The 21925-nt window shown below is 71.1% G+C and carries 18 protein-coding genes; 13 read left to right on the top strand and 5 right to left on the bottom strand.

The genetic code is table 11. The features are described 5' to 3' along the window. Nucleotides 1–54: 54 nt before the first annotated feature. The 4 genes from ORV05_RS29775 to ORV05_RS29760 form a co-directional block, all read right to left on the bottom strand. The gene (locus ORV05_RS29775; protein WP_268755275.1) at nt 55–1236 is read right to left on the bottom strand and encodes a hypothetical protein; all 1182 of its coding nucleotides are present in this window, start codon (nt 1234–1236) and stop codon (nt 55–57) included. Nucleotides 1237–1505: 269 nt separating this feature from the next. Then, nucleotides 1506–1811 carry a hypothetical protein gene (locus tag ORV05_RS29770; RefSeq protein WP_268755274.1) on the bottom strand — a complete coding sequence of 102 codons (306 nt, stop codon included), beginning with the start codon at nt 1809–1811 and terminating at the stop codon, nt 1506–1508. Nucleotides 1812–1910: 99 nt separating this feature from the next. Then, a complete protein-coding gene (locus ORV05_RS29765) occupies nt 1911–2219 on the bottom strand; it encodes a chorismate mutase (RefSeq protein WP_268755273.1) in 309 nt (102 codons plus the stop codon). Nucleotides 2220–2377: 158 nt separating this feature from the next. Beyond that, nucleotides 2378–2761, bottom strand: coding sequence for a DUF1707 SHOCT-like domain-containing protein (locus ORV05_RS29760; protein ID WP_268755272.1), 384 nt, complete (start codon nt 2759–2761; stop codon nt 2378–2380). A gap of 164 nt (nt 2762–2925) precedes the next feature. Between ORV05_RS29760 and pcrA the strand changes: the two genes are divergently transcribed. Beyond that, entirely contained in the window at nt 2926–5331 is a 2406-nt protein-coding gene (pcrA, locus tag ORV05_RS29755; protein ID WP_268755271.1) for a DNA helicase PcrA, read from the top strand. Between the two features lie 147 nt (nt 5332–5478). Here pcrA and ORV05_RS29750 read toward each other — a convergent pair whose 3' ends face one another. Beyond that, nucleotides 5479–6294 (bottom strand): M23 family metallopeptidase, encoded by an 816-nt coding sequence (locus tag ORV05_RS29750; protein WP_268755270.1) that lies wholly within the window; start codon nt 6292–6294, stop codon nt 5479–5481. A gap of 340 nt (nt 6295–6634) precedes the next feature. On the opposite strand from ORV05_RS29750, the gene ORV05_RS29745 reads away from it, so the two are divergent. The 12 genes from ORV05_RS29745 to ORV05_RS29690 all read left to right on the top strand — a co-directional run bounded on the left by ORV05_RS29745 (nt 6635) and on the right by ORV05_RS29690 (nt 21923). Continuing rightward, the gene (locus ORV05_RS29745) at nt 6635–8374 is read left to right on the top strand and encodes a hypothetical protein (RefSeq protein ID WP_268755269.1); all 1740 of its coding nucleotides are present in this window, start codon (nt 6635–6637) and stop codon (nt 8372–8374) included. A gap of 166 nt (nt 8375–8540) precedes the next feature. Continuing rightward, entirely contained in the window at nt 8541–9710 is a 1170-nt protein-coding gene (sucC, locus tag ORV05_RS29740; protein WP_268755268.1) for an ADP-forming succinate--CoA ligase subunit beta, read from the top strand. 5 nt (nt 9711–9715) lie between these two features. Next, nucleotides 9716–10606, top strand: coding sequence for a succinate--CoA ligase subunit alpha (gene sucD, locus ORV05_RS29735; protein ID WP_144591168.1), 891 nt, complete (start codon nt 9716–9718; stop codon nt 10604–10606). A 193-nt stretch (nt 10607–10799) separates the two neighbouring features. Continuing rightward, nucleotides 10800–11519, top strand: coding sequence for a DUF5336 domain-containing protein (locus tag ORV05_RS29730; protein ID WP_268755267.1), 720 nt, complete (start codon nt 10800–10802; stop codon nt 11517–11519). 148 nt (nt 11520–11667) lie between these two features. Further along, nucleotides 11668–13047, top strand: coding sequence for a cell division protein PerM (locus ORV05_RS29725; RefSeq protein ID WP_268755266.1), 1380 nt, complete (start codon nt 11668–11670; stop codon nt 13045–13047). Between the two features lie 52 nt (nt 13048–13099). After that, nucleotides 13100–13717 (top strand): phosphoribosylglycinamide formyltransferase, encoded by a 618-nt coding sequence (gene purN / locus ORV05_RS29720; RefSeq protein WP_268759963.1) that lies wholly within the window; start codon nt 13100–13102, stop codon nt 13715–13717. Beyond that, the gene (purH, locus tag ORV05_RS29715) at nt 13714–15267 is read left to right on the top strand and encodes a bifunctional phosphoribosylaminoimidazolecarboxamide formyltransferase/IMP cyclohydrolase (protein ID WP_268755265.1); all 1554 of its coding nucleotides are present in this window, start codon (nt 13714–13716) and stop codon (nt 15265–15267) included. The genes purN and purH overlap by 4 nt, the downstream gene beginning before the upstream one ends. A 229-nt stretch (nt 15268–15496) precedes the next feature. Beyond that, nucleotides 15497–16198 carry a hypothetical protein gene (locus tag ORV05_RS29710; RefSeq protein ID WP_268755264.1) on the top strand — a complete coding sequence of 234 codons (702 nt, stop codon included), beginning with the start codon at nt 15497–15499 and terminating at the stop codon, nt 16196–16198. Further along, entirely contained in the window at nt 16195–17802 is a 1608-nt protein-coding gene (locus tag ORV05_RS29705; protein WP_456062012.1) for a DNA polymerase Y family protein, read from the top strand. Before ORV05_RS29710 ends, ORV05_RS29705 begins: the two co-directional genes overlap by 4 nt. Beyond that, complete coding sequence (locus ORV05_RS29700) at nt 17802–17936, top strand: hypothetical protein (protein ID WP_268755263.1); 135 nt, start codon at nt 17802–17804, stop codon at nt 17934–17936. The genes ORV05_RS29705 and ORV05_RS29700 overlap by 1 nt, the downstream gene beginning before the upstream one ends. Nucleotides 17937–17939: 3 nt before the next feature. Further along, nucleotides 17940–21293, top strand: coding sequence for an error-prone DNA polymerase (locus tag ORV05_RS29695; RefSeq protein ID WP_268755262.1), 3354 nt, complete (start codon nt 17940–17942; stop codon nt 21291–21293). 36 nt (nt 21294–21329) lie between these two features. Further along, nucleotides 21330–21923, top strand: coding sequence for a pentapeptide repeat-containing protein (locus tag ORV05_RS29690; protein WP_268755261.1), 594 nt, complete (start codon nt 21330–21332; stop codon nt 21921–21923). Nucleotides 21924–21925: the final 2 nt, after the last annotated feature.

Genomic DNA, 21925 nt, shown 5'->3' with positions numbered 1-21925 from the left:
GACGATGAGCGGCACGCGCTTCACCCGAGTGGCCCAACGAGGCGCGTGGGCGGGTCAGTTCCCGTCGCTGGAGATCTTCGTCCCGTCGAAGGTGAGGGTGCGCTGCTCGACGGTCTGGCGGCCGTTCTTGTGCACGGTCTTCACGGTGCACACCGTCCGGCCGTCGTACTGATGCACCTGGATGTGCTCGACCTCGAAGTACGCCACCTCGGAGTACTTCTCGGCGAGCCTCTCCGCCCCCTCGTCCCGCAGTTCGCCGGTGGTCAGCTCGTGGGCCTGAGCCGGGTTGGCGGTCACGCTGTCGAGATACCGCTGCGAGGTCCTGGCCAGCGTGCCCGGGTCCGCCTGCTGCAAGCTGAGCTGGAACGGGTCGGAGTCGTAGGGCGCGGGAGTGGGCGCCGGCTTCGGCGGAACCGAGGTGACCAGCGGGGCCGAGCCCGCCGGATCGCTGGGAGCCGACGGGCGGGACGCGGCGTCGCCATCCGCGGCCGAAGTGCTTTCGCCGGTGTCGCGGACCGCGGCAGGCCCGGAGGACGACCGGCTCAGGTCCAACTGCGTGCTCAGGGTGCTGGAGGAGTTGGTGGCGGGGCCGCTGTAGCGGGCAAGGGGGCCCGGGCCGAGCTGTTCTCCTGCGACGGTGGGCAGGCCGCCGCCGAGGCCGGGAACCCAGCCCCCCGAAGCCTGTTCCGGGGCGGGCTTGCCGACCAGTGCGGATCCGGCGAACAGCAACGCCACCACCACACCGCCCGACGAGGCGGTGGCGAACCAGGCGGCCCTGCGCCAGCTCCGGGGAGGGGTGACCGAGGCGGGCACGCTGCCCAGATCGAAGGTGGACAGCCCGGTTTCCGGTGGTGCCACGTAGACGCGGACGTCGTCGCCCGAACCGGTCTCATGGCAGGTGGGAGGGGTGAGCCTGACCCTCGTTCGAGGCGGCGGGGTCGGTGACGACACCGAGGAGGACACGGGCGCCGCGGGGGAGGCCGGCTCCGGCAGCGGGAGCCTGCCGCTGACCGACAGGAAGCCCGACCGGCTGCCTTCGTCGTAGCGCGGTGCGGCGGGGGGAAGCCGCAGCGTGCCGCTCACAGGCTGGTCGACGGGCTGGGGCGGGGGCGGGTTCGAGTGGCGGGTGCGGGCGGGCCGTGGCGGGACCTGGGGCGTCCAGGTGCCGCTGGCGCCCAGGCGGTGCCTGCCCGGGGAGGGGGTGAGCTGCTCGGTCGAATCGGCCCCACGGTTCATGCGGAGTGGATTCCTCCCCCTGCATCTCGTGACGCCTTTCCGGGGTGAATTAAGCCGAATGGAGCAGCATGCAATCGGCAAGTTGCACGGGTGCCCGAACTCGCGCGCCTTCGGGGCGCGCTGATCCCCATCGCCGTGCCGGAATTCACGTCCCCAGCGTAAGAGCCATGAGCGCGCAGGGGAGGGCCAGCCGCCAAGTTCACTCCGAAGGGGAGTAGCCATTCGAGCGACTGCGACTTGCAGTATGAAAACGCGGTGTGCCGCGGCCCTCAGCCGCCGCTGCGGTACTTCGCCTGGGTCGACTGCAGGGCCTTGACCGATACGACCCCGCTCCCCGCGGCGAGGACGATCGCGAGGATGTCCATGCCGGTGCTCCCGGAAGTGAACAACCAGGCGAGCAGGGAGGCGGCCGTGGTGCCGCCCGCGATCGGCCACCGGCTCCGGACGTACTCCGCGACGGGCGCGCCCCCGGCGCGTTTGTTCGCGGCGTTGTTGAGCAGTGCCAGATAACCGACATGGCCGAGCGCGGCGAGCACACTGGCGATCGCGACCAGGACCGCGATGAGGTTAATCATGTCTCCAGTGTGCGCGCGCACCGCGCCCGGCGGCTCGGGGAAACACCCTGGTTTTCGCCCCGGACGCCCGCGGGCCGGACCTGCCGGACCCGCCGGACCTCAGCGCCCGAGACGCCCGCGTCCCAGGTTCAGCAGCGCCATCGCGAGCTGGCGGCCCTCCGGACCGAGCTCCCGGTAACGCGCCAGCACATCCATCTCGCGGTTGTAGACGATCCGCGTGCCGCCCGCGGCCATGCGCGCGGCGCCGATCCGCTTGGACACTTCGACCCGGCGCTTGACCAGGCGCAGGATCTCGCCGTCCAGCCAGTCGATCTCCTTGCGCAGCTCCGCGACCTCCTCGGCGGAAGCGATCGGCTCCGCCGAGGAAGCCGGGGAAACAGCGCCCTTGTCGTCTGTCTGTGCGTTCATCGGGACCTCCGGTCGGTCCGGACTCCAGGCCCAGAGCCGAAGAAAGCCCCGGGTCCGTGGACTCCGGGGCTTGACGTTGATGGCGTGGAGAGCACTACGCGATCACGGGAGCCGGAGTCCGGGTCCCGTAAAAAAATCGCTGAGCGTGCCGCACACCCTCAGTATGGCACAGCGCGGCGCCGCGACCGGATCGCGGCGTGTGCGAGCAGGCTCACGCCCAGCCAGAACATCGGCATGGCGGGCCAGAAGAACGGTGCGCCGGAAACCGCCCAGCGCACGATCAGCAGCGCCGAGAGGAGCACTGCCACCGCGGCGTGCAGCCGCAGGGGCGGCGGGAACCAGTGGCGCTGCGGCTGTTCCTGCGGCAGGTCGGCGACGAGGCCGGCCAGTTCGCCGAGGTACTTGGCGGCATAAACCTCGCCGAGGCGTTGTTCTGTTTCGGAGAGGGTGAGACGGCCTTCGGCGCTCGCGCGCTGGATCAGGGCGGCGGTCCGCTCGCGATCGGCGTCGGAGGCGCGGATTCCGGTGGGTTCAGTGGTCATGGAGTCGATGCTCCGCACCCGGGGTGCCATCCCGCATCTGTCCACCGGCGACATCGCCGAGTACGTCCGTGCGGTACACCGTCGGTCCCCCCAGATCGTGTTGCGTAGCGGCGGAGCCGCTACGCAAACCACTTCGAAACAGTCTCTAGTAGCGTGGATCCCCGATGAGCACCCTCTTCGATCTCCCCTTGCCCGAGCCGGCTCCTTCGACCGTCACGGCCCGGGACGCCGACCTGCTGTCCGACCTCAACCGGGCCCAGCGCGAAGCCGTCACCCACGCCGGAGCGCCGCTGCTGGTGGTGGCCGGTGCCGGGTCGGGCAAGACGAGGGTGCTGACCCGCCGGATCGCCTGGCTGCTCGCCGAGCGGGGCGCCCAGCCCGGCCAGATCATGGCCATCACGTTCACCAACAAGGCTGCCGCCGAAATGCGTGAGCGCGTCTCGGACCTGGTCGGCAGGCGGGCGAACGCGATGTGGGTGTCCACCTTCCACTCGATGTGCGTGCGGCTGCTCCGCCGGGAGGCCAAGACGCTGGGCATGTCGTCGAACTTCTCGATCTACGACTCCGACGACACCAAGCGGCTCATCACGCTGGTGGCGCGGGATCTCGACATCGATCCCAAGCGCTACCCGGCGCGCGTCCTGGCCGTGCACATCTCGAACCTCAAGAACGAGCTGAAGGACGCCACCGCGGCCGCGGAGACGGCCACCAACGAGCTCGAGCGGCGGGTCGCCGAGGTCTATGCCGAGTACCAGCGGCGGCTTTCGCTGGCCAACGCGATGGACTTCGACGACCTGATCATGCGCACGGTGGAGCTGCTCCAGGTCTTCCCCGAGGTCACCGAGCACTACCGGCGCCGGTTCCGGCACGTCCTGGTCGACGAGTACCAGGACACCAACCACGCGCAGTACACGCTGGTCCGAGAACTGGTGGGCACCGAGCCGAACGGGTCCGGTGTCGAGCCGGCCGAGCTGTGCGTCGTGGGGGACGCGGACCAGTCGATCTACGCCTTCCGCGGCGCGACGATCCGCAACATCGAGGAGTTCGAACGGGACTTCCCGAACGCGCGCACGATCCTGCTGGAGCAGAACTACCGGTCCACGCAGACCATCCTGTCCGCGGCCAATGCGGTCATCTCCCGCAACCCCAACCGCAGGGACAAGCGTCTGTGGACCGACTCCGGCGACGGCCAGAAGATCGGCGGCTACGTCGCCGACAACGAGCACGACGAGGCAGCGTTCGTCGCGGGCGAAATCGACGCGCTGGCCGACCGGGGCGAGGCCCGCTACTCCGACGTCGCGGTGTTCTACCGCACCAACAACCAGTCCCGGGTGTTCGAAGAGATCTTCATCCGGCTCGGCCTGCCGTACCGCGTCGTCGGGGGTGTCCGGTTCTACGAGCGGCGCGAGGTCCGGGACATGCTGGCGTACCTGCGGGTGATCGCCAACCCCGAGGACACGGTGAGCCTGCGCCGCATCCTGAACGTGCCCAAGCGAGGCATCGGCGAGCGCGCCGAGGCCGTGATCGCCACGCACGCCGAGCGGGAACGCGTCTCCTTCGCCACGGCGCTGCGTGAGGCGACCGAGGGGAAGGTGCCGCTGCTCAACCCGCGCTCGGCCAAGGCGATCACCGCCTTCGTCGGGCTGCTGGACGAACTGAGGGCGCTGGCCGAGGACGGCGTCGAGGTGGCGGACGTGCTCGAGGCGGTACTGGACCGCACCGGTTACCGGGCCGAACTGGAGGAATCGGACGATCCGCAGGACGCCTCGCGGGTGGAGAACCTGACCGAACTGGTCACGGTCGCCCGCGAATTCACCGAGTCCGCGGCCGAGCTGCCGCCCCCGGCGGAAGAGGAGGACGCGGGCGTCCCGGAGCCCGGTTCGCTGCCCGCCTTCCTGGAACGGGTGTCGCTGGTCGCGGACGCGGATTCGATCCCCGTCCCCGACGGCGAGGAGGACGGCGACGACGCCGGCGTGGTCACGCTCATGACCGTGCACACCGCGAAGGGCCTGGAGTATCCGGTGGTGTTCTGCGCCGGCTGGGAGGACGGTGTCTTCCCGCACCTGCGCGCGCTGGGGGAGCCGGCGGAACTGGCGGAGGAACGGCGGCTGGCCTACGTCGCGATCACCCGTGCCCGTGAGCGCCTTTACCTCTCCCGTGCGATCACCCGCTCGGCCTGGGGGCAGCCGATGAACAACCCGGCCTCGCGCTTCCTGGACGAGATCCCGGCCGATCTCGTCGACTGGAAGCGGGAAGAGCCGGTCGCGGGAACGAACTCCTACGGTTCGCCGCGGGCCGCGACCACCTGGGGCCGCCGTACCACCGGTGGGGACTCGGCACAGGCGGGCCTCGCCTCGCGAGGCATGCGGACCACCTCGTTCAAGGGCTGGCAGAACACGGTGGCCTTGAAACTGGACGTGGGTGACCGCGTCAGCCATGACAAGTACGGCCTGGGAACCGTGGTGGAGGCGCAGGGCGAGGGCCCGCGTGCGACCGCGACCATCGACTTCGGCGCCTCGGGCAAGGTGAAGCTGATGCTGGTCGGCAGCGTCCCCATGGTCAAGCTCTGAGCTCGCCGGGGCCGCGCGGCCCCGGCGACGCGAAAACTGTCGGACCCCTCCGCTATACCTGTACTCGAACACGGGTTCGAGCAAGGGGAGGGCAGGATGTGGCCTGGACCGAGGGTTTCCGGGTGCGCCGAGGGCGGGCCGCAGGTGTTAGAGGTAGACGCCGCGGGCGGCGAGCCACGGCCGCGGGTCGATCTTCCTGCTGCCGTTGAGCCAGACCTCGAAGTGCAGGTGGGGGCCGGTCGCCTGGCCGCGGTCGCCGATCTCGGCGATCTTCTGACCGCATTTGACCTGCTGGCCCTGGTGCACGGAGAAGGTGTTCATGTGGCCGTAGACCTGGATGGTCCCGTCGGCGAGCTGGATGCGGACCCACAGGCCGAAGCCGCTGGCCGGACCGGCGTCGATCACCACGCCGTCGGAGGCGGCGTAGATCGGGGTGCCGATCGAGTTGGCGATGTCGATGCCGTAGTGGGTGGTGCCCCACCGGGCGCCGTAGCCCGAGGTGAAGATGCCTTGCGCGGGCAGGCAGGTCTTCGGGCGGGCGGCCTCTTCGGCGGCGGCGCGGGCCGCGGCGGCATCGCGGTCCATCCGGGCCTGGGTGACCGCCGCGCTGTCGGTGAGTTTCTGCACCTCGTCCGAGGCGTCGGTGAAGTGCGCCGCGGGCAGCAGTTCGGGAGCGCCGGCGGGGGCGTCCCCGCCGAGGGCGAAGGCGGCGCTGGCGTCCTTGGTGTTCGCCAGCGGGGTCACGCCGCCGGAGTTGCCGGAGTGCAGGCTCTGCAGGGTCTGCCCGGCGGCTGCGGCGGCGAAAGCGCCGGCGGCGACGGCGGCGACCACGACCCGGCCGCGCAGGGCCGACGGCGGTGCGGGAAGCCGGTGTCCACCCCGGACACGGACGACCGCACCCTCCAGTGCGTCATCGAGTTCCGGGAAAGGGGCTTCGCCGCTGGGGGAGCGGTGTCGAGCCAAGGTGGGGCCTTCCGTTACTCGGGGAGTCAGCTCGGCGGACCCGGGGCGGGGGACCCGGTGAGCCACCTCGGGGATGGTTGGCTCGGCGTCCGCTTTGTGACCTGACCGTAATGGGGTCCCGGGGACAGTAACCAAGGGGGACGGTTCCGGGCAAGGCATCGCCCCGCGGTGGGCCGAATGTGTCCACCATGCGCGCCCGCGAACAGGAGTGATAACGGAGAGTGGAACCGCAATTACCCCATTGGTGTGAGATCGATTACGTGGAGAGGGGAGTTTGTTGGCAGGCGGAATATCGGCGCCGCAGGTGGAGCGCGGGGCTCCTTGCTAGCGTTCCTTGACAATGACCCGGACTGATCTGCCGACCGAATCCCGGCGGCCGGACGCCCTCGAAGGGCCGAATGCCACGTTGCACACCGCTATCGCGCTCGGCGCGACGGCAGCCGTCCTGGGCGCGCTCGGGTCGGCGCTACCCGTCGTCTCGGGCGGTGCGGCGGGCTATTCGAGTGCGCCCCTGCTGATCGTCCTGGCACTCGCCCCGATGGCACTGGTGGCCGTCTTCGTCCTGCGCGCGCGGATCTCGGCGGCCGCCGGGGTGCTGGCGGGGGCGGCCGCGCTTGCTCCTGGGCGGGCCGTGGCCGACCTCCAGTTCCTGGCCGATCCCTCGGTCGCGACCAGGCCGGAGCTCTACCGGACGCAGGTCTTCGAACTGCCTGCTCCGGCGGCCGGGCTGTGGCTGCTGCTGGCCGGCCACGTCTTCGCCGTCGCGGCAGGTGTCGCCGCGGTGAGCGCGCTCGGAGCACGGGCCGAGCCGGGGAACGTGGGCCGAGGTCGCCTGCTGGCCGGAACGCTGTTCGCGGGCATCGCCGCGGTGGGCGTGTTGATGGCACCGTTGTCCACCGACGACGCCTTCCTGCCGGTGGGCAGCGCCTTCGAAGCCCCGGCGCTCGTACTGGCGGGCTGCCTGCTGCTCGCCTTCGCGCTGCCGGTCGCGGCATGGCTGTCGCTCAGCTCGGGAACCGGGGAGCTCGGCCGGGGCGGACTGCTGGGGGTGACGGCGGCGGCGGTGGCGGTGTCGCTGCCGAACCTCGTGTCCGGCCTGGTCCTGACGGGGGTGGCGGTGGCCGCCGGGCCGATCGTGGTCCTGGCCGGAGCGCTGGGCCTGGCCGTGGTGGCCTTCCTGCCCGTCACCGAAGTCCGCCCGCCCTCGGGTGACGACGAGGCGGCGGAAGCGAGTCTGCCGGGGAAGACCCGGCTCCAGAAGGTCACCGGCGCACTCGCCGCGATCACCCTGGTCACGGCGGTCGCCGGAACGCTGACCCCGCAGGTGGTCATGGTGCACGGACTGCCGGGGCCGCAGAGCCCTTGGCGCTGGCTGCTGCTCGCCGCCGGACTGCCGACCGGGGTACTCGGAGCGGCCATGTTCCCGCCGAGGGTGGCCGCACTCGTGCGACCGGCGTTGTCGGTCGCCTGGGCCGGTGTGCCGCTGGCCGCGACGGCGGTGCTCACCACCGCGATCACCGCCACCGAACTCGGTGGTGCGTTCAGCCCGGGGACCGGTGTGCTGTGGACGGCGACGGCCGCCGTCGCCGCGGGCGCCACCGGCTGCTGCTCGGTGGTGGCGGGAATGGTGGAACGGGACGAACTGGACGAAACCGCGGGTGCGGCCGTGCCGCCGGGGCCCGATCTGGTCACTCCGCTGGTCGCCGGGGCGATCCTGGCCGTCGGCGCGTTCGGCACACCGGTGATCGTCGCCCCCGACTACGTGGAACCGGCGCTTTCGACGAACTTCGGGACGCCGTCCTGGGGTCTGCTGCTCGGCCTGGCATTGGTGCTCGGTGCCGCGACGCTCGCACCCCGGTGCCGCCCGGCGCGGGCGGCCGCGCTGCTGGCCGGGGCCGCCTGCCTCGCCGGACTGCGCGTCGCGGAGCTCCCGCTGGCGGGCTCGGAGATCGCCGGGGCGCACGCCGGTCTCGGCTGGTGGCTCGCGCTCGGCTGTGTACTGGCTCTCGTTCTGGCGGCCGTAATGGCCGCACGTGGGGCGTTTCACAACTCGAAACGACCCACTGGATCCATACGGTGACAGAGTTCACCGGAGGTGGCGCCCCGCGTTTCTCCGCAGCTCGATAGTGTCGTCTCGTCCGGCAGCATGGTTTGCAACAGGCACGCCGCCGAGCCAGGCCGACCACCCCGTTCCTCGTGGCCGAGCGTTGAGCACAGTGGCGTGTTGTCGTCAGGAGACTGGAGTAGTGGACCTCTACGAGTATCAGGCGAAGGATTTGTTCGCCGCCCACGGTGTGCCGGTTTTGCCCGGCGCGGTAGCGAGTAGTGCGGAGGAAGCCCGGGCTGCGGCCGAGCGCATCGGCGGGCAGGTCGTGGTGAAGGCGCAGGTGAAGACCGGTGGCCGGGGTAAGGCCGGTGGTGTGAAGCTGGCGCAGAACGCCGACGAGGCCCAGGAGAAGGCCGAGGCCATTCTGGGCCTGGACATCAAGGGCCACATCACGCGTCGGGTGCTGGTGACCGAGGCTTCGGACATCGCGGAGGAGTACTACGTCTCCTTCCTGCTGGACCGGGCCAACCGCACCTTCCTGGCGATGGCCTCCGCCGAGGGCGGCATGGAGATCGAGCAGCTGGCCGTGGAGCGGCCGGAGGCGCTGGCGAAGGTGCCGGTGGACGCGATCGCCGGGGTGGACAAGGCCAAGGCCGTGGAGATCCTGACGGTGGCGCGGTTCCCGGAGGCGATCCTGGAGCAGGCCGCGGACGTCGTGGTCAAGCTGTGGGAGACCTTCGTGGCCGAGGACGCCACGCTCGTGGAGGTCAACCCGCTGGTGCGCGACCCGCAGGACAAGGTCGTCGCCCTGGACGGCAAGGTCACTCTGGACGACAACGCCTCCTTCCGGCACCCCTCGCACGAGGAGCTGGTGGACAAGCAGGCCGAGAACCCGCTGGAGGCCAAGGCCAAGGAGAAGGACCTCAACTACGTCAAGCTCGACGGTGAGGTCGGCATCATCGGCAACGGTGCGGGTCTGGTCATGTCCACCCTGGACGTGGTGGCCTACGCCGGCGAGAAGCACGGCGGGGTCAAGCCGGCCAACTTCCTCGACATCGGTGGTGGCGCGTCGGCCGAGGTGATGGCCGCGGGTCTGGACGTCATTCTCAACGACCCGGCGGTCAAGAGCGTGTTCGTCAACGTCTTCGGTGGTATCACCGCGTGTGACGCGGTGGCCAACGGCATCGTGGAGGCGTTGAAGATCCTGGGTGACGAGGCGTCCAAGCCGCTGGTCGTGCGCCTGGACGGCAACAACGTCGAGGAAGGCCGCGCGATCCTCGCCGAGGCCAACCACCCGCTGGTCACGCTGGTGGACACCATGGACAACGCCGCGGACAAGGCCGCCGAGCTGGCGGCGGCGGGAGCGTAAGGGCTATGTCGATTTTCCTGGATTCCGACAGCAAGATCATCGTGCAGGGCCTGACCGGGTCCGAGGGCACCAAGCACGCGACCAAGATGCTGCAGGCCGGCTCCAACATCGTCGGTGGGGTCAACGCCCGCAAGGCCGGGCAGACCGTCACCATCGCGGGTAAGGACCTGACCGTGTTCGGCACGGTCGAGGAGGCCATGAAGGAGACCGGCGCCAACGTGTCGGTCATCTTCGTGCCGCCGAAGTTCGCCAAGGACGCGGTCCTGGAGGCCATCGACGCGGAGATCCCGCTCGCGGTGGTCATCACCGAGGGCATCCCGGTGCACGACTCCGCCTACTTCTGGGCCCACAACGTGGCCAAGGGGAACAAGACGCGGATCATCGGCCCGAACTGCCCTGGTGTGATCTCCCCCGGCAAGTCGAACGCGGGCATCATCCCGGCCAACATCACCGGTGCGGGCCGGATCGGTCTGGTGTCCAAGTCCGGCACCCTGACCTACCAGATGATGTACGAGCTGCGCGACATCGGTTTCTCCACCGCGGTCGGCATCGGTGGTGACCCGGTCATCGGCACCACCCACATCGACGCACTCGAGGCCTTCCAGGCCGACCCCGAGACCGACGTCATCGTGATGATCGGTGAGATCGGTGGCGACGCCGAGGAACGCGCCGCGGCCTACATCAAGGACAACGTCACCAAGCCCGTCGTGGGCTACGTGGCGGGCTTCACCGCGCCCGAAGGCAAGACCATGGGCCACGCAGGCGCCATCGTCTCCGGCTCCTCCGGCACCGCGCAGGCCAAGAAGGAAGCCCTCGAAGCGGCCGGTGTCAAGGTCGGCAAGACCCCCTCCGAAACCGCCGCACTCGCCCGTGAGCTGTACGAAAAGCTCCACTGAGCGGTGATCCGAACACGACCGGCCGGGCTCCTGCGGGGGCCCGGCCGGTCGCGTCTTCCACCCGGAAAAGTCGACGCAACCGTTTGCCGCCGCCGTACGTCGGATAGGCCGAGGGGCGGTTCCGGACCACTGGCGCTAGCTTTTTCCGGACGAATCGGCCGCCTGGCTTCAGGCAAACGACAGGAGAGCACGGATGACCTTCCCCAGCGGTGGGCCGGGCTACCCCCAGCAGGGTGGCGGCGCACACTCCCATCCCCAGGCACCCGGCACGGGCGGCTTCCCACAGCAGCAGGCGCCCTCGGCGACACTGTCGGTCGGCAACCTCACGGTGCTGTTGTCGCTGGCGGTGACGCTGCTCGGCCTGGTCAACTACTTCATCGGGTTCTCCGACGAGGCGTCGGGCGCCGACTGGGCGATCAACTTCCTCCTCGCCGGCGGCCTGCTCGCGGCGCTCAAGGTGCTGCCGCAGGGGCCGAAGATCCTGCCCTTCGCCGCGCTGTTCAGCGTGCTCGGCGGGCTGAACGCGATCCTGGCGGTGGTCAGGGTCCCGGCCCGGGTCGACACGCCGGGGGTGCTCACGGTGATCCTCATCCTGGGCATCCTGCAGATGCTGGTCGCCATCGCGACCCTGCTGTTCGACCAGGGGGTACTCAAGCTGCCCAGCCCGCAGCAGCAGCCGGTCTACGGTCAGCCGTACGGCCAGCAGCAGCCGCCGCAGGCCTTCGGCCAGCAGCATCAGGGCGGCGACGCGCCGGGCGGGCCGCAGGGCACCCAGTTCGGCCCGCCGGTGACCCCGCAGTCCACCGTCTACGCCCCGCAGCAGGGGCAGTTCTACCAGCCGCGCCCGGCCGAGTCCGGCCAGCAGCCGGGTGGCCCCGGTACCCCTCCCGGCGGCACCGCCCAGCAGGGCTGAGAGAAGTCGTGAAGGCCGTCATCACGGGCGCTGAGGACCGTGGTGGCGGCCTTTTCGCCCCCCTGGCGGGTGAGGTGTGGGCCGGACCATGACCGACCGGCGGCGTGGCACATCCGAACGGCGTGGCCGCGGTGCGAGGGTGCCGGACATGCAGTTGCTCACCTCGCGTTCGCGCCCCGGTGCCGGGGCAGGCGACCGGCGAGGGGGTGCCGGGCGGGCCGTTGAGCGGCCCACTGCCGCGGCCAGGACGCTGCTCGCGGCCGCGGTGGGTCCGCTGCTGGCGGGTTACTCCCTGGTCGTCGCGCTGTTCGCCCTGATCACCGTGCTGGCACCGGCGGCGCGTTTCTCCATCGCCGGTGTCCTGCGAGCCGCCGGCCCCGGCCTGCTCGCGGCCTACCAAGTCCCGGTCGCCATCGGGGGAAGGCCACTGGGAGTGCTACCCCTGCTCGCCACCGCCGGGATGGCCCGGCTCGTCGCCGGTTCCGCCGCACACGCCGCCCGCCGTCTCGGCTACCGCGACCCGGGCCAGGCGGTGAACGTGGTCGCGCCCATGGTCGTCGCCCACGCGTTGTTCGGGGTGCTGGTCGCGATCGGGATGAACGGCCGGGCCGGCACCGTGGAACCACTCACCGCGTTCCTGGTTCCCGCTCTCGTCGCCGGGGTCGGCGCGACCGCCGGACTGGCCCGCCAGTGTGGGCTGGCCGGCGTGGTACGCGAGTACCTCGACCCCGCCGCGCTGCGCGGCCTTCGCGCGGGTGCGCTCGGCATGGCGGGTCTGCTCGCGGCCGGGGCGCTCGTGTTCGCCGTGACGCTCGCCGTTTCCGGGGGCACGGCGCGCGAACTGTTCGGCACCAATGCGCCGGGGTTCGGCAGCGGCGCCGGGATGCTGCTGCTGTCGCTGGGATACCTGCCCAACGCGGTGATCGGTGCGCTCGCGTTCACTGTCGGCACCGGGTTCTCCCTCGGTTCGGTGTCGCTCACGCCGTTCGTCTTCCACGGCGGCGCGCTCCCCGGCCTGCCCCTGCTCGCCGGCCTGCCGGAACACCAGGCTCGCTGGTGGCCGATGCTGATGCTGCTGCCTGCTGGTGTCGGTGCCCTGGTCGGCTGGTACCTGCGGCACAGCGACGGCAATCCGTGGGCCCGCCTGCGCACCGTCCTCATCGCGAGCACGGTGGTCGGCTTCGCCTGTGTGGTGCTCGGCACGCTGGCAGGCGGCAGGCTCGGCAGCGGCTCGTTCGGTCCGGTGGTGATCCCGGCCGGGCTCACGTCGGTGGCCGCTTTCGGCTGGATCGCCGTCCCCGGCGCGCTGGTGGCGTGGCTGACCGGTCCCCGGCGCCGGTCCGTGCCCACGACCTGGGAAGACCCGGGCCTGGAGCCCGGGGGAGAAGACGGCAAAGAGGTTCTGGAGGAACTGCCGGAGGAACCGGAATTCGAGCCGGCCGACGAGAGCGGGGAGGCCGGAGAACCCGAAGATCCCGCCGTGGTGGAGGCGCCGCCCACCTCGGAAGAGCCGGAAGAGCCCAGCTAGGCTGGTCGCAAGGTTAATCGCGGGCGAAGGAGAGGCGTTGGAGTCCAGTCGGTTGGACCTGCCCACGCCGGTCAAGGTGGTCGTGCTCGCGTCCGGTTCCGGCACCCTCATGCAGGCGTTGATCGACGCGACCCAGCGGCCGGCCTTCCCGGCGAAGGTGATCGCCGTCGGCACGGACCGGGACGGTGTCGAGGCGCTCGCGCGTGCCGAGCGGGCCGGGATACCCGGTTTCACGGTGCGGATGAGCGACCATCCCGATCGCGCGGCCTGGGACAAGGCACTCACCGAGGCGGTCGGCGCGTACCGGCCCGACCTGGTGGTTTCGGCGGGCTTCATGAAGATCCTGGGGCCGCACTTCCTCGCCCGGTTCGCGAACAGGGTGATCAACACCCATCCGGCGCTGCTGCCGTCGTTTCCCGGCATGCACGCGGTCGCCGACGCGCTGGCGATGGGGGTCAAGGTCACCGGATCGACGGTGCACTTCGTGGACGCCGGCGTGGACACCGGGCCGATCATCGCGCAGGAGGCCGTCATCGTCGAAACCGATGACGACGAGGCCCTGCTGCACGAGCGGATCAAGGTGGTGGAACGGCGCCTGCTCGTCGACGTGGTGGAACGGCTGGGCCGAGGTGGTTGCACGGTGGAAGGACGGAAGGTGAGTTTCCGGTGACGGGACGGCGAGCGGTCAGGCGAGCACTGATCGGGGTGTCGGACAAGACGGGCCTGCTGGAGCTGGGCACCGCGCTGCACGCGGCCGGTGTGGAGATCGTCTCCACCGGCGGCACGGCCAAGACGCTGGCGGACGCCGGGGTGCCGGTCACGCCGGTCGAGGAGGTCACCGGGTTCCCGGAGTCGTTCGACGGCCGGGTGAAGACGCTGCACCCGCGGGTGCACGCCGGGCTGCTCGCGGACCGGAACCGGCCCGAGCACGAGGCGCAGCTGCGTGAGCTGGACATCGCGCCGTTCGACCTGCTGGTGGTCAACCTCTACCCGTTCCGGCAGACCGTCCTCTCGGGTGCGGGCGAAGAAGACTGCATCGAGAACATCGACATCGGTGGGCCCGCCATGGTCCGCGCCGCCGCCAAGAACCACGGCAGCGTGGCCGTCGTGGTCGACCCGGCGCGGTACGGCTGGGTCCTGGAGAAGGTCCGCGACGGCGGGTTCGAGTTCGAGGACCGCAAGCGGCTCGCCGCGCAGGCGTTCGCCCACACCGCGGCGTACGACATGGCGGTGTCGGCCTGGTTCGCCAACTCCTACGCTCCGGCCGACGACTCCGGCTTTCCGGACGTCACCGGCGCCACCTGGGAGCGCGGCGAGATCCTGCGGTACGGCGAGAACCCCCACCAGCAGGCCGCGGTGTACAAGCACTGGCGGGACGGGCTGGCCCACGCGGAGCAACTGCACGGCAAGGCCATGTCCTACAACAACTACATGGACACCGATGCGGCCCGCCGTGCCGCCGCCGACTTCACCGAGCCCGCGGTCGCGATCATCAAGCACGCGAACCCGTGCGGGATCGCGGTGGGCGCGGACATCGCGGAGGCACACCGGAAGGCGCACGCCTGCGACCCGGTTTCGGCCTATGGCGGCGTGATCGCCAGCAACCGCCCGCTGACCCTGGAGGCCGCGGAGCAGATCGCCGAGGTGTTCACCGAAGTCGTGGTCGCGCCCGACTTCGACGAGGACGCGCTCGAAGTGCTCAAGCGCAAGAAGAACATCCGCCTGCTGCGCCTGCCGCCGCTGGCCAACCCGGATCCGCTGGAGTTCCGGCCGATCTCGGGCGGCATGCTGGTGCAGACCGTGGACAAGATCGACGCTCCGGGCGACAACCCGGAGAACTGGACGCTGGTCACCGGCGAGGCCGCCGACGCGGACACCCTGGCCGACCTGGAGTTCGCGTGGCGTTCGCTGCGTTCGGTCAAGTCCAACGCGATCGTGCTCGCGCATGACCGGGCCACCGTGGGTGTCGGGATGGGCCAGGTGAACCGGGTTGACTCGGCGCGGCTCGCGGTGCAGCGCGCCGGTGAACGCGCGAAGGGCGCGGTGGGCTCTTCGGACGCCTACTTCCCGTTCCCGGACGGGCTGGAGGTGCTGATCGAGGCTGGTGTCCGCGCGGTCGTGCAGCCCGGCGGTTCCATCCGCGATCCGGAGGTCATCGCCACCGCGGAGGAGGCCGGGATCACCTTGTACTTCACCGGCACGCGCCACTTCACCCACTGAGATCCGCTGGACCGAGACCGCAGGCAGGGCCGCGAGGGATTCCCTCGCGGCCCTGTTCGCGTCCGGGCCGGGTTCCCGGCTTGACAGGGTGGCGGCGGCATTGCAGACTGAACTTGTCGAACTGGTGTTCGACTGACGTTCAGATCAGGTCACCGGCTTCCCCACGGTGAGTTTCCCTCCCCTCGCGCCCCTTGGCGAGCGGGAGCCGAAGCACGGTGAGGGGGTTGCGGTGACGGTCGCGGAACTGGCGGCTCTGCCGGGCATGAGCACGGCGAGCGGGGTCGCCGCGGCCTCCGCGCACGCACGGACGACCGGCCAGGTGCTTCCCGTGCTGCCGGAGCTGCGGGAACTCCTGCCCGCCGGTGGCCTGCGCCGGGGCGGCACGGTGGCGGTGCGCGGATCGACCTCCCTGCTGCTGGCGCTGCTGGCCGAGGCCACCGCGACCGGCTCGTGGGCGGCCGCGGTGGGGATGCCGAACCTGGGCCTGGTCGCCGCTGCCGAGCTCGGGGTCGAGGTGCGCAGGCTCGCGCTGGTGCCCAGGCCCGGGGCCGAGTTCGCGCCGGTTACCGCCGTCCTGCTGGACGGGATGGATCTGGTCGCGGTCGCCCCCGGGGTCGCGCTCAGTCCCTCGATCGCCCGGCGGCTGTCCACCCGGGCACGGCATCGCGGCGCGGCGCTGCTGTCCCTGGGGGCCTGGCCGGGGGCGGAGCTCGAGGTGAGTTGTTCGGCCGGGGAGTGGACGGGCCCCTCGGCCGGGCACGGGCGGTTGCGGGAACGGCGGATCGAGGTCCGGGTCGCCGGCCGGGGTGCGGCGGCGCGGCCGAGGTGCGCGGAACTGGTGCTGCCGGGGCCGGCGGGTGCGGGAGCCCGCCGAGCCCCGGCTCCTGGCCTCACGCCCGGCGGCACCGCACCGGCCGAGGAGGCCGGATGAGCGGCCGGGACGACGAGTTCCCGGCACGGATGCTGGTGCTGTGGTGCCCGGACTGGCCCGCGGTCGCGGCGGCCACGGCCGCGGGGGTGCCCGCGCACCGGCCGGCCGCGGTGTTCTCCGCGAACCGGGTGGTGGCCTGCTCCGCGGTCGCCCGCTCGGCGGGTGTGCGCCGGGGCATGCGACGGCGGGACGCGCAGTCCCGCTGTCCGGAGCTGGCGGTGCTCGGGCATGACGAAGCCCGCGACGCGCGGTTGTTCGAGCCGGTCGCGGCCGCGGTGGAAGAACTGGTGGTCGGGGTCGAGGTGGTGCGGCCGGGCGTGGTCGCGGTTCCGGTCGACGGGGCGGCCGGGTACTTCGGCGGTGAGCTCCGGCTCGCCGAGTTGCTGACCGATCAGGTCGCCACCCGGGCAGGGGTGGAGTGCCAGATCGGGGTCGCCGACGGGTTGTTCGCCGCGACGCTGGCGGCGCACCGGTCGATGCTGGTGGAGCGAGGCACGACGAGGGAGTTTTTGGCTCCGTTGAGCATCGCCGAGCTCGACCAGCCGGAGGCCGGGCGCGGTGAGCTGGTGGATCTGTTGCGGCGTCTGGGTTTGCGCACGCTCGGCGCGTTCGCCGGGCTGGCCGGGCGGGATGTCGTTTCACGGTTCGGCAGTGCGGGCCTGCTGGCGCACCGGCTGGCGAGCGGGCGGTCGGAACGGCCGCCGCACCGGCGCCGTCCGCCGCCGGAACTGGCGGTGGTCAAGGAGTTCGATCCGCCGCTGGAGCGGGTGGACGCGGCGGCGTTCGTGGCCAAGACCCTGGCCGACCGCTTCCACGCGGGGCTCGCCGGTCATGGTCTCGCCTGCACCCGGCTGGGGATTTACGCCACCACCGAACGAGGCGAGGAGCTGAGCCGGGTCTGGCGGTGTGCGGAACCGCTGACCCCGCACGGGATCGCGGACCGCGTCCGCTGGCAGTTCGAGGGCTGGCTTCGCGGCGGCGGGCTGAGTTCGGGGGTGAGCCTGCTGCGGCTGGCTCCTGAGGAGACCGTGGCGGGGCAGTCGTTGCAACTCGGCCTGTGGCGGGGCAATGCCGATGCCCGTGATCTGGGCGACGGGCACGAGCTCGCCGAGGAGAAGGCGGGCCGGGCGCTGGTGCGGGTGCAGGGGCTGCTGGGGCCGGAGAGCGTGTTCACCGCGGTGCTCGACGGCGGCCGTGGCCCAGCGGAACGGGTGCGCCTGGTGCCCTGGGGCGATCGGCGGGCCCGGGAGAGCGCACCGGAGGAACCGTGGCCGGGCCGGTTGCCCGCGCCGTCCCCGGCCACGGTGTTCGAACAGGCGGTTCCGGCCCGGGTGCTGGACGCCGCGGGTGAGCCGGTCCGGCTCACCCGGCGCCGGGAACTGGCCGCACCGCCGGTCGCGGTGGGGCTGCCGGGCGAGACGCCCCGCCCGGTCCTGGACTGGGCCGGGCCATGGCGGGCCGGTGCGCGACCGGGGGCCGCGGGCCCGTCCCGTGAGCAGGTCCGGATCCAGGCGGTGCTGGCGGGCGAGCCGGAGCTCGCGGTGCTGCTCACCGGAACCGGACAGGAAAATCCACAATGGACTGTCGAGGGAGTGTACGACTGATGGACGAGGATTACCTCTGGCATCTGCAGCGGTGGCTGGACACGGAACCCTCGGGTGCGGGGGAGCTCGCCACCGGACGGGAGACGGAACCGGTGGTGTCCTGGCTGCCCGTGCCGCGGGCCCCCTTGGACTAGACCATGGGCTGGCACAATCCGCCGGTCCCCTGGCGCAGGCTGGAACGCACCCTCTCCGGTGAACCGGTCCCGCTCGACGGCGGGGATTCCCCCGCCTGGAGCCGGAAACGCGAGGGCTACCTCCGGCCCGCCGGTCTACCGGCGCCCCGGGGAGACGACCACACCGGGGGACGCAGGAGGGTGCCCTATGCCGAGCTCCACTGCCATTCCAACTTCAGTTTCCTCGACGGGGCAAGCCATCCCGAGGAACTGGTGGAGGAGGCGGCCCGGCTGGAACTGGACGCCCTCGCGCTCACCGACCACGACGGCATGTACGGGGTGGTGCGTTTCGCCGAAGCGGCACGGGAACTCGGCGTGAAAACCGTCTTCGGTACCGAGCTGAGCTTCGGGCTGTCCGCACCACAGAACGGGATCGCCGATCCGGAGGGCGAGCACCTCCTGCTGCTGGCCAGGCGGCAGGACGGCTATTCGGCCCTGTGCCGGGCGGTCACCGCCGGGCAGCTGAGGGGGCATGACGAGCCGGTGCCGCCAGGGCAGCGGGCGGAGAAGGGGCGCCCGGTCTACGACCTGGCCGCCGTCGCCGAGGAGGTGGCGGGCAGGACGGTGGTGCTCACCGGATGCCGCAAGGGAGCGGTGCGGCGGGCCCTGCTGCGGGAGGGACCGGAGGAGGCCGCCCGGGAACTGGGGCGGTTGATCGAGCTTTTCGGGCGTGAGAACGTCTTCGTCGAACTCACCGACCACGGCCATCCCGACGACGACGCGCACAACGACGCGCTCGCCGAACTGGCCGGCCGCATGAGCGTACTGACGGTGGCCACGAACGCCGTGCACTACGCGGTGCCGGACCGGGACCGCCTGGCCGCGGCGATGGCCGCGATCCGTGCCCGCCGCGGCCTGGACGAGATGGAGGGCTGGCTACCCGCCTCCGGGATGGCGTTCCTGCGCTCCGGCGAGGAGATGGCGGCCCGGTTCGAGCGGTATCCCGGGGCGGTGCAGCGGGCCGCGCTTCTCGGCCTGGAATGCGCGTTCGACCTGCGGCTGGTGGCCCCCGAACTGCCGCCGTTCGACGTGGGGGAGGGACAGACGGAGGCGAGTTTCCTCCGGCAGGAGGTCCACCGCGGCGCGGCGCGGCGGTACGGCACCCGGGAGGAACGGCCCGAGGCGTACGCCCAGATCGAGCACGAACTGGAGATCATCGAACGGCTCGGTTTCCCGGGCTACTTCCTCATCGTCTGGGACATCGTGGAGTTCTGCCGCCGCAGCGACATCCTGTGCCAGGGCCGGGGTTCGGCGGCCAACTCCGCGGTCTGCTACGCCCTGGGCATCACCAAGGTCGATTCGGTGGCCTGGAAGCTGCTGTTCGAACGGTTCCTCGCCCCGGACCGCGACGGCTATCCCGACATCGACCTGGACATCGAGTCCGACCGAAGGGAGGAGGTGATCCAGTACGTCTACCGGAAGTACGGCAGGCTGCGCACCGCCCAGGTGGCGAACGTGATCACCTACCGGTCCCGTTCGGCGATCCGGGACGCGGCGAGGGCACTGGGGTACTCGCCCGGGCAACAGGACGCGTGGAGCAAGCAGATCGACCGCTGGGGGCCCCTGCACAGCACCAAGGACGACCACGATCACGACATCCCGGAGCCGGTGCTGGAACTGGCCGGAGCGCTCGAGGACTTCCCGCGGCATCTGGGCATCCACTCCGGTGGCATGGTGATCTGCCATCAGCCGGTCAGCGAGGTCTGCCCGGTGGAGTGGGCACGCCGGGAGAACCGCAGTGTGCTGCAGTGGGAAAAGGACGACTGCGCCTCCGTGGGGTTGGTCAAGTTCGACCTGCTCGGTCTCGGCATGCTGTCCGCGTTGCACTACATGCTCGACCTCGTGCGCGAGCACAAGGGCGAACGGATCGATCTCGCGAAGCTGGATCTGGCGGACGAGAACATCTACCGGATGTTGCGGGCGGCCGACGCGATCGGGGTTTTCCAGGTGGAGAGCCGCGCACAACTGGCCACCCTGCCCAGGTTGAAACCACGGGAGTTCTACGACCTCGCGATCGAGGTGGCGCTGATCCGGCCCGGCCCGATCCAGGGCGGTTCGGTGCACCCCTATCTGCGCCGCAAGAACGGTCAGGAGAAGTGGGACTTCGACCACCCGCTGCTGGAGCGTGCGCTGGGCAAAACGCTGGGCGTGCCGCTGTTCCAGGAACAGATGATGCAGATCGCGGTCGACGTCGGCGGTTTCAGCCCGGCGGAAGCCGATGCGCTGCGCAACGCGATGGGCTCGAAGCGGTCCGCCCGGAAGATGGAACGGCTGCGGGCGCGGTTCTATGCCGGTGCGGCGGCCAACGGCATCGGGGAGGCGCTGGCCGAGCGGATCTACCGGAAGCTGATGGCCTTCGCCGACTTCGGCTTTCCGGAGAGCCATGCCCTGAGCTTCGCCTACCTGGTGTTCGCCAGCGCCTACTTCAAGTACTACCACCCGGACGCGTTCTGCGCGGGGCTGTTGCGGGCCCAGCCGATGGGGTTCTACTCACCGCAGTCGCTCGTGGCCGACGCGCGGCGGCACGGGGTCACCGTGCGCGGTCCGGACGTCAACGCGAGTCTGCCGTACCCGGTCCTCGAACCGCTGGGGGACGGCCGGAGCGGGCACGCGGTGCGGCTGGGCCTTGGCGCGGTGCGGCTGATCGGTGCGGCCCTGGCCGGAAGGCTGGTGGCCGAGCGGGACCGGGGCGGTGCCTTCCGGGATATGGCCGACACGGCGCGACGGGTGCGGCTGACCAGGCCGCAGGTGGAGGCACTGGCCACCGCGGGGGCCTTCGGCTGCTTCGCCGAGATCGGCGCCGACCGGCGCCGCGCGCTGTGGGCGGCCGGGGCGGTGGCCGACGACCGGCCGGAGAAGCTGCCCGGCAGCCTGGTCGGGGCGAGCGCGCCGGCACTGCCCGGGATGGACGAGATCGACCTGGCGATGGCGGACGTGTGGGCCACCGGCCTGTCCCCGGACAGCTTCCCCACCCAGTTCGTCCGGGGGCATCTCGACGGCCTCGGCGTCGTACCCGCCGCCGGACTGCTCGAGGTCGAGGACGGCGTGAGAGTCCTCGTCGGCGGCGCGGTCACACACCGGCAGCGGCCGGCGACGGCAGGCGGGGTCACCTTCCTCAATCTCGAGGACGAGACCGGCATGGTCAACGTGGTGTGCACGGCCGGACTGTGGAGCCGGTACCACCGCATCGCCCGCGGCAGCCCGGCGCTTCTGGTCCGTGGCGTGGTCGAGCGTGCCGACGGGGTGGTCAGCGTGCTGGCCGATCGCTTGCAGCACTTGCCGTTGCGGGTCCCGTCCCGGTCACGCGACTTCCGGTGAGGTGAGCGCCCAGGCGCCTTGTGACAGGCTGTGCGGGTGGACAACGAGGAGATCGGGCAGGACTACCGGGACGCGGTGCTGCCGCAGGCACGCTGGGAGAACAGGAGGTTCGAGCGCTGCGATTTCACCGACGCGGATCTGCGGGGACTGTTGACCCGGGGCTGTACTTTCGACGAATGTGACTTCACGGGCGCGGATCTCGGCGAGTCCAGGCACGAGAATTCGGCGTTCCGGTCCTGTGTGTTCGAGCGGACGGTGCTCGCCAGGGTTTCGTGGCGTGGCTGCTCGCTGCTGGGATCGTCCTTCACGGACTGCCGGTTGCGGACGGTCAGCGCCCGGGACACGGATTTCTCCTTGACCGCGCTGGCGAAGACGGATCTGCGCAAGATGGCGCTGTCCGGACTGCGATTCCGGGAAGCCAATCTGAGCGAGTCCAATTTGGATGGTGCTGATCTGGGTGGCAGCGATCTGAGGGGTGCCCGGCTGCTGGGCGCGAATCTCTCCGGCGCCGACCTGCGGGGTGCCAAGCTCGACGCGAACGGACTGGTCCAGGCCAGGCTGGCGGGAGCACGGGTGGACATGGACCTGGCTCTCGCCTACGCCGCCGCCCACGGGCTCGTCGTCGAGTGAAC

The organism is Amycolatopsis cynarae, assembly GCF_026802195.1.
Lineage (GTDB): Bacteria > Actinomycetota > Actinomycetes > Mycobacteriales > Pseudonocardiaceae > Amycolatopsis_E > Amycolatopsis_E rhizosphaerae.
The sequence above is the reverse complement of the archived record's forward strand: the minus strand, read 5'-3'. Positions and strand labels throughout refer to the sequence as shown.

Excerpts from the sequence above, each read along its gene's own strand:
- ORV05_RS29775 (WP_268755275.1), bottom strand. The coding sequence starts at position 1,236 with ATGAACCGTGGGGCCGATTCGACCGAGCAGCTCACCCCCTCCCCGGGC.
- ORV05_RS29770 (WP_268755274.1), bottom strand. The coding sequence starts at position 1,811 with ATGATTAACCTCATCGCGGTCCTGGTCGCGATCGCCAGTGTGCTCGCC.
- ORV05_RS29765 (WP_268755273.1), bottom strand. The coding sequence starts at position 2,219 with ATGAACGCACAGACAGACGACAAGGGCGCTGTTTCCCCGGCTTCCTCG.
- ORV05_RS29760 (WP_268755272.1), bottom strand. The coding sequence starts at position 2,761 with ATGACCACTGAACCCACCGGAATCCGCGCCTCCGACGCCGATCGCGAG.
- pcrA (WP_268755271.1), top strand. The coding sequence starts at position 2,926 with ATGAGCACCCTCTTCGATCTCCCCTTGCCCGAGCCGGCTCCTTCGACC.
- ORV05_RS29745 (WP_268755269.1), top strand. The coding sequence starts at position 6,635 with ATGACCCGGACTGATCTGCCGACCGAATCCCGGCGGCCGGACGCCCTC.
- sucD (WP_144591168.1), top strand. The coding sequence starts at position 9,716 with ATGTCGATTTTCCTGGATTCCGACAGCAAGATCATCGTGCAGGGCCTG.
- ORV05_RS29730 (WP_268755267.1), top strand. The coding sequence starts at position 10,800 with ATGACCTTCCCCAGCGGTGGGCCGGGCTACCCCCAGCAGGGTGGCGGC.
- ORV05_RS29725 (WP_268755266.1), top strand. The coding sequence starts at position 11,668 with ATGCAGTTGCTCACCTCGCGTTCGCGCCCCGGTGCCGGGGCAGGCGAC.
- ORV05_RS29705 (WP_456062012.1), top strand. The coding sequence starts at position 16,195 with ATGAGCGGCCGGGACGACGAGTTCCCGGCACGGATGCTGGTGCTGTGG.
- ORV05_RS29700 (WP_268755263.1), top strand. The coding sequence starts at position 17,802 with ATGGACGAGGATTACCTCTGGCATCTGCAGCGGTGGCTGGACACGGAA.
- ORV05_RS29695 (WP_268755262.1), top strand. The coding sequence starts at position 17,940 with ATGGGCTGGCACAATCCGCCGGTCCCCTGGCGCAGGCTGGAACGCACC.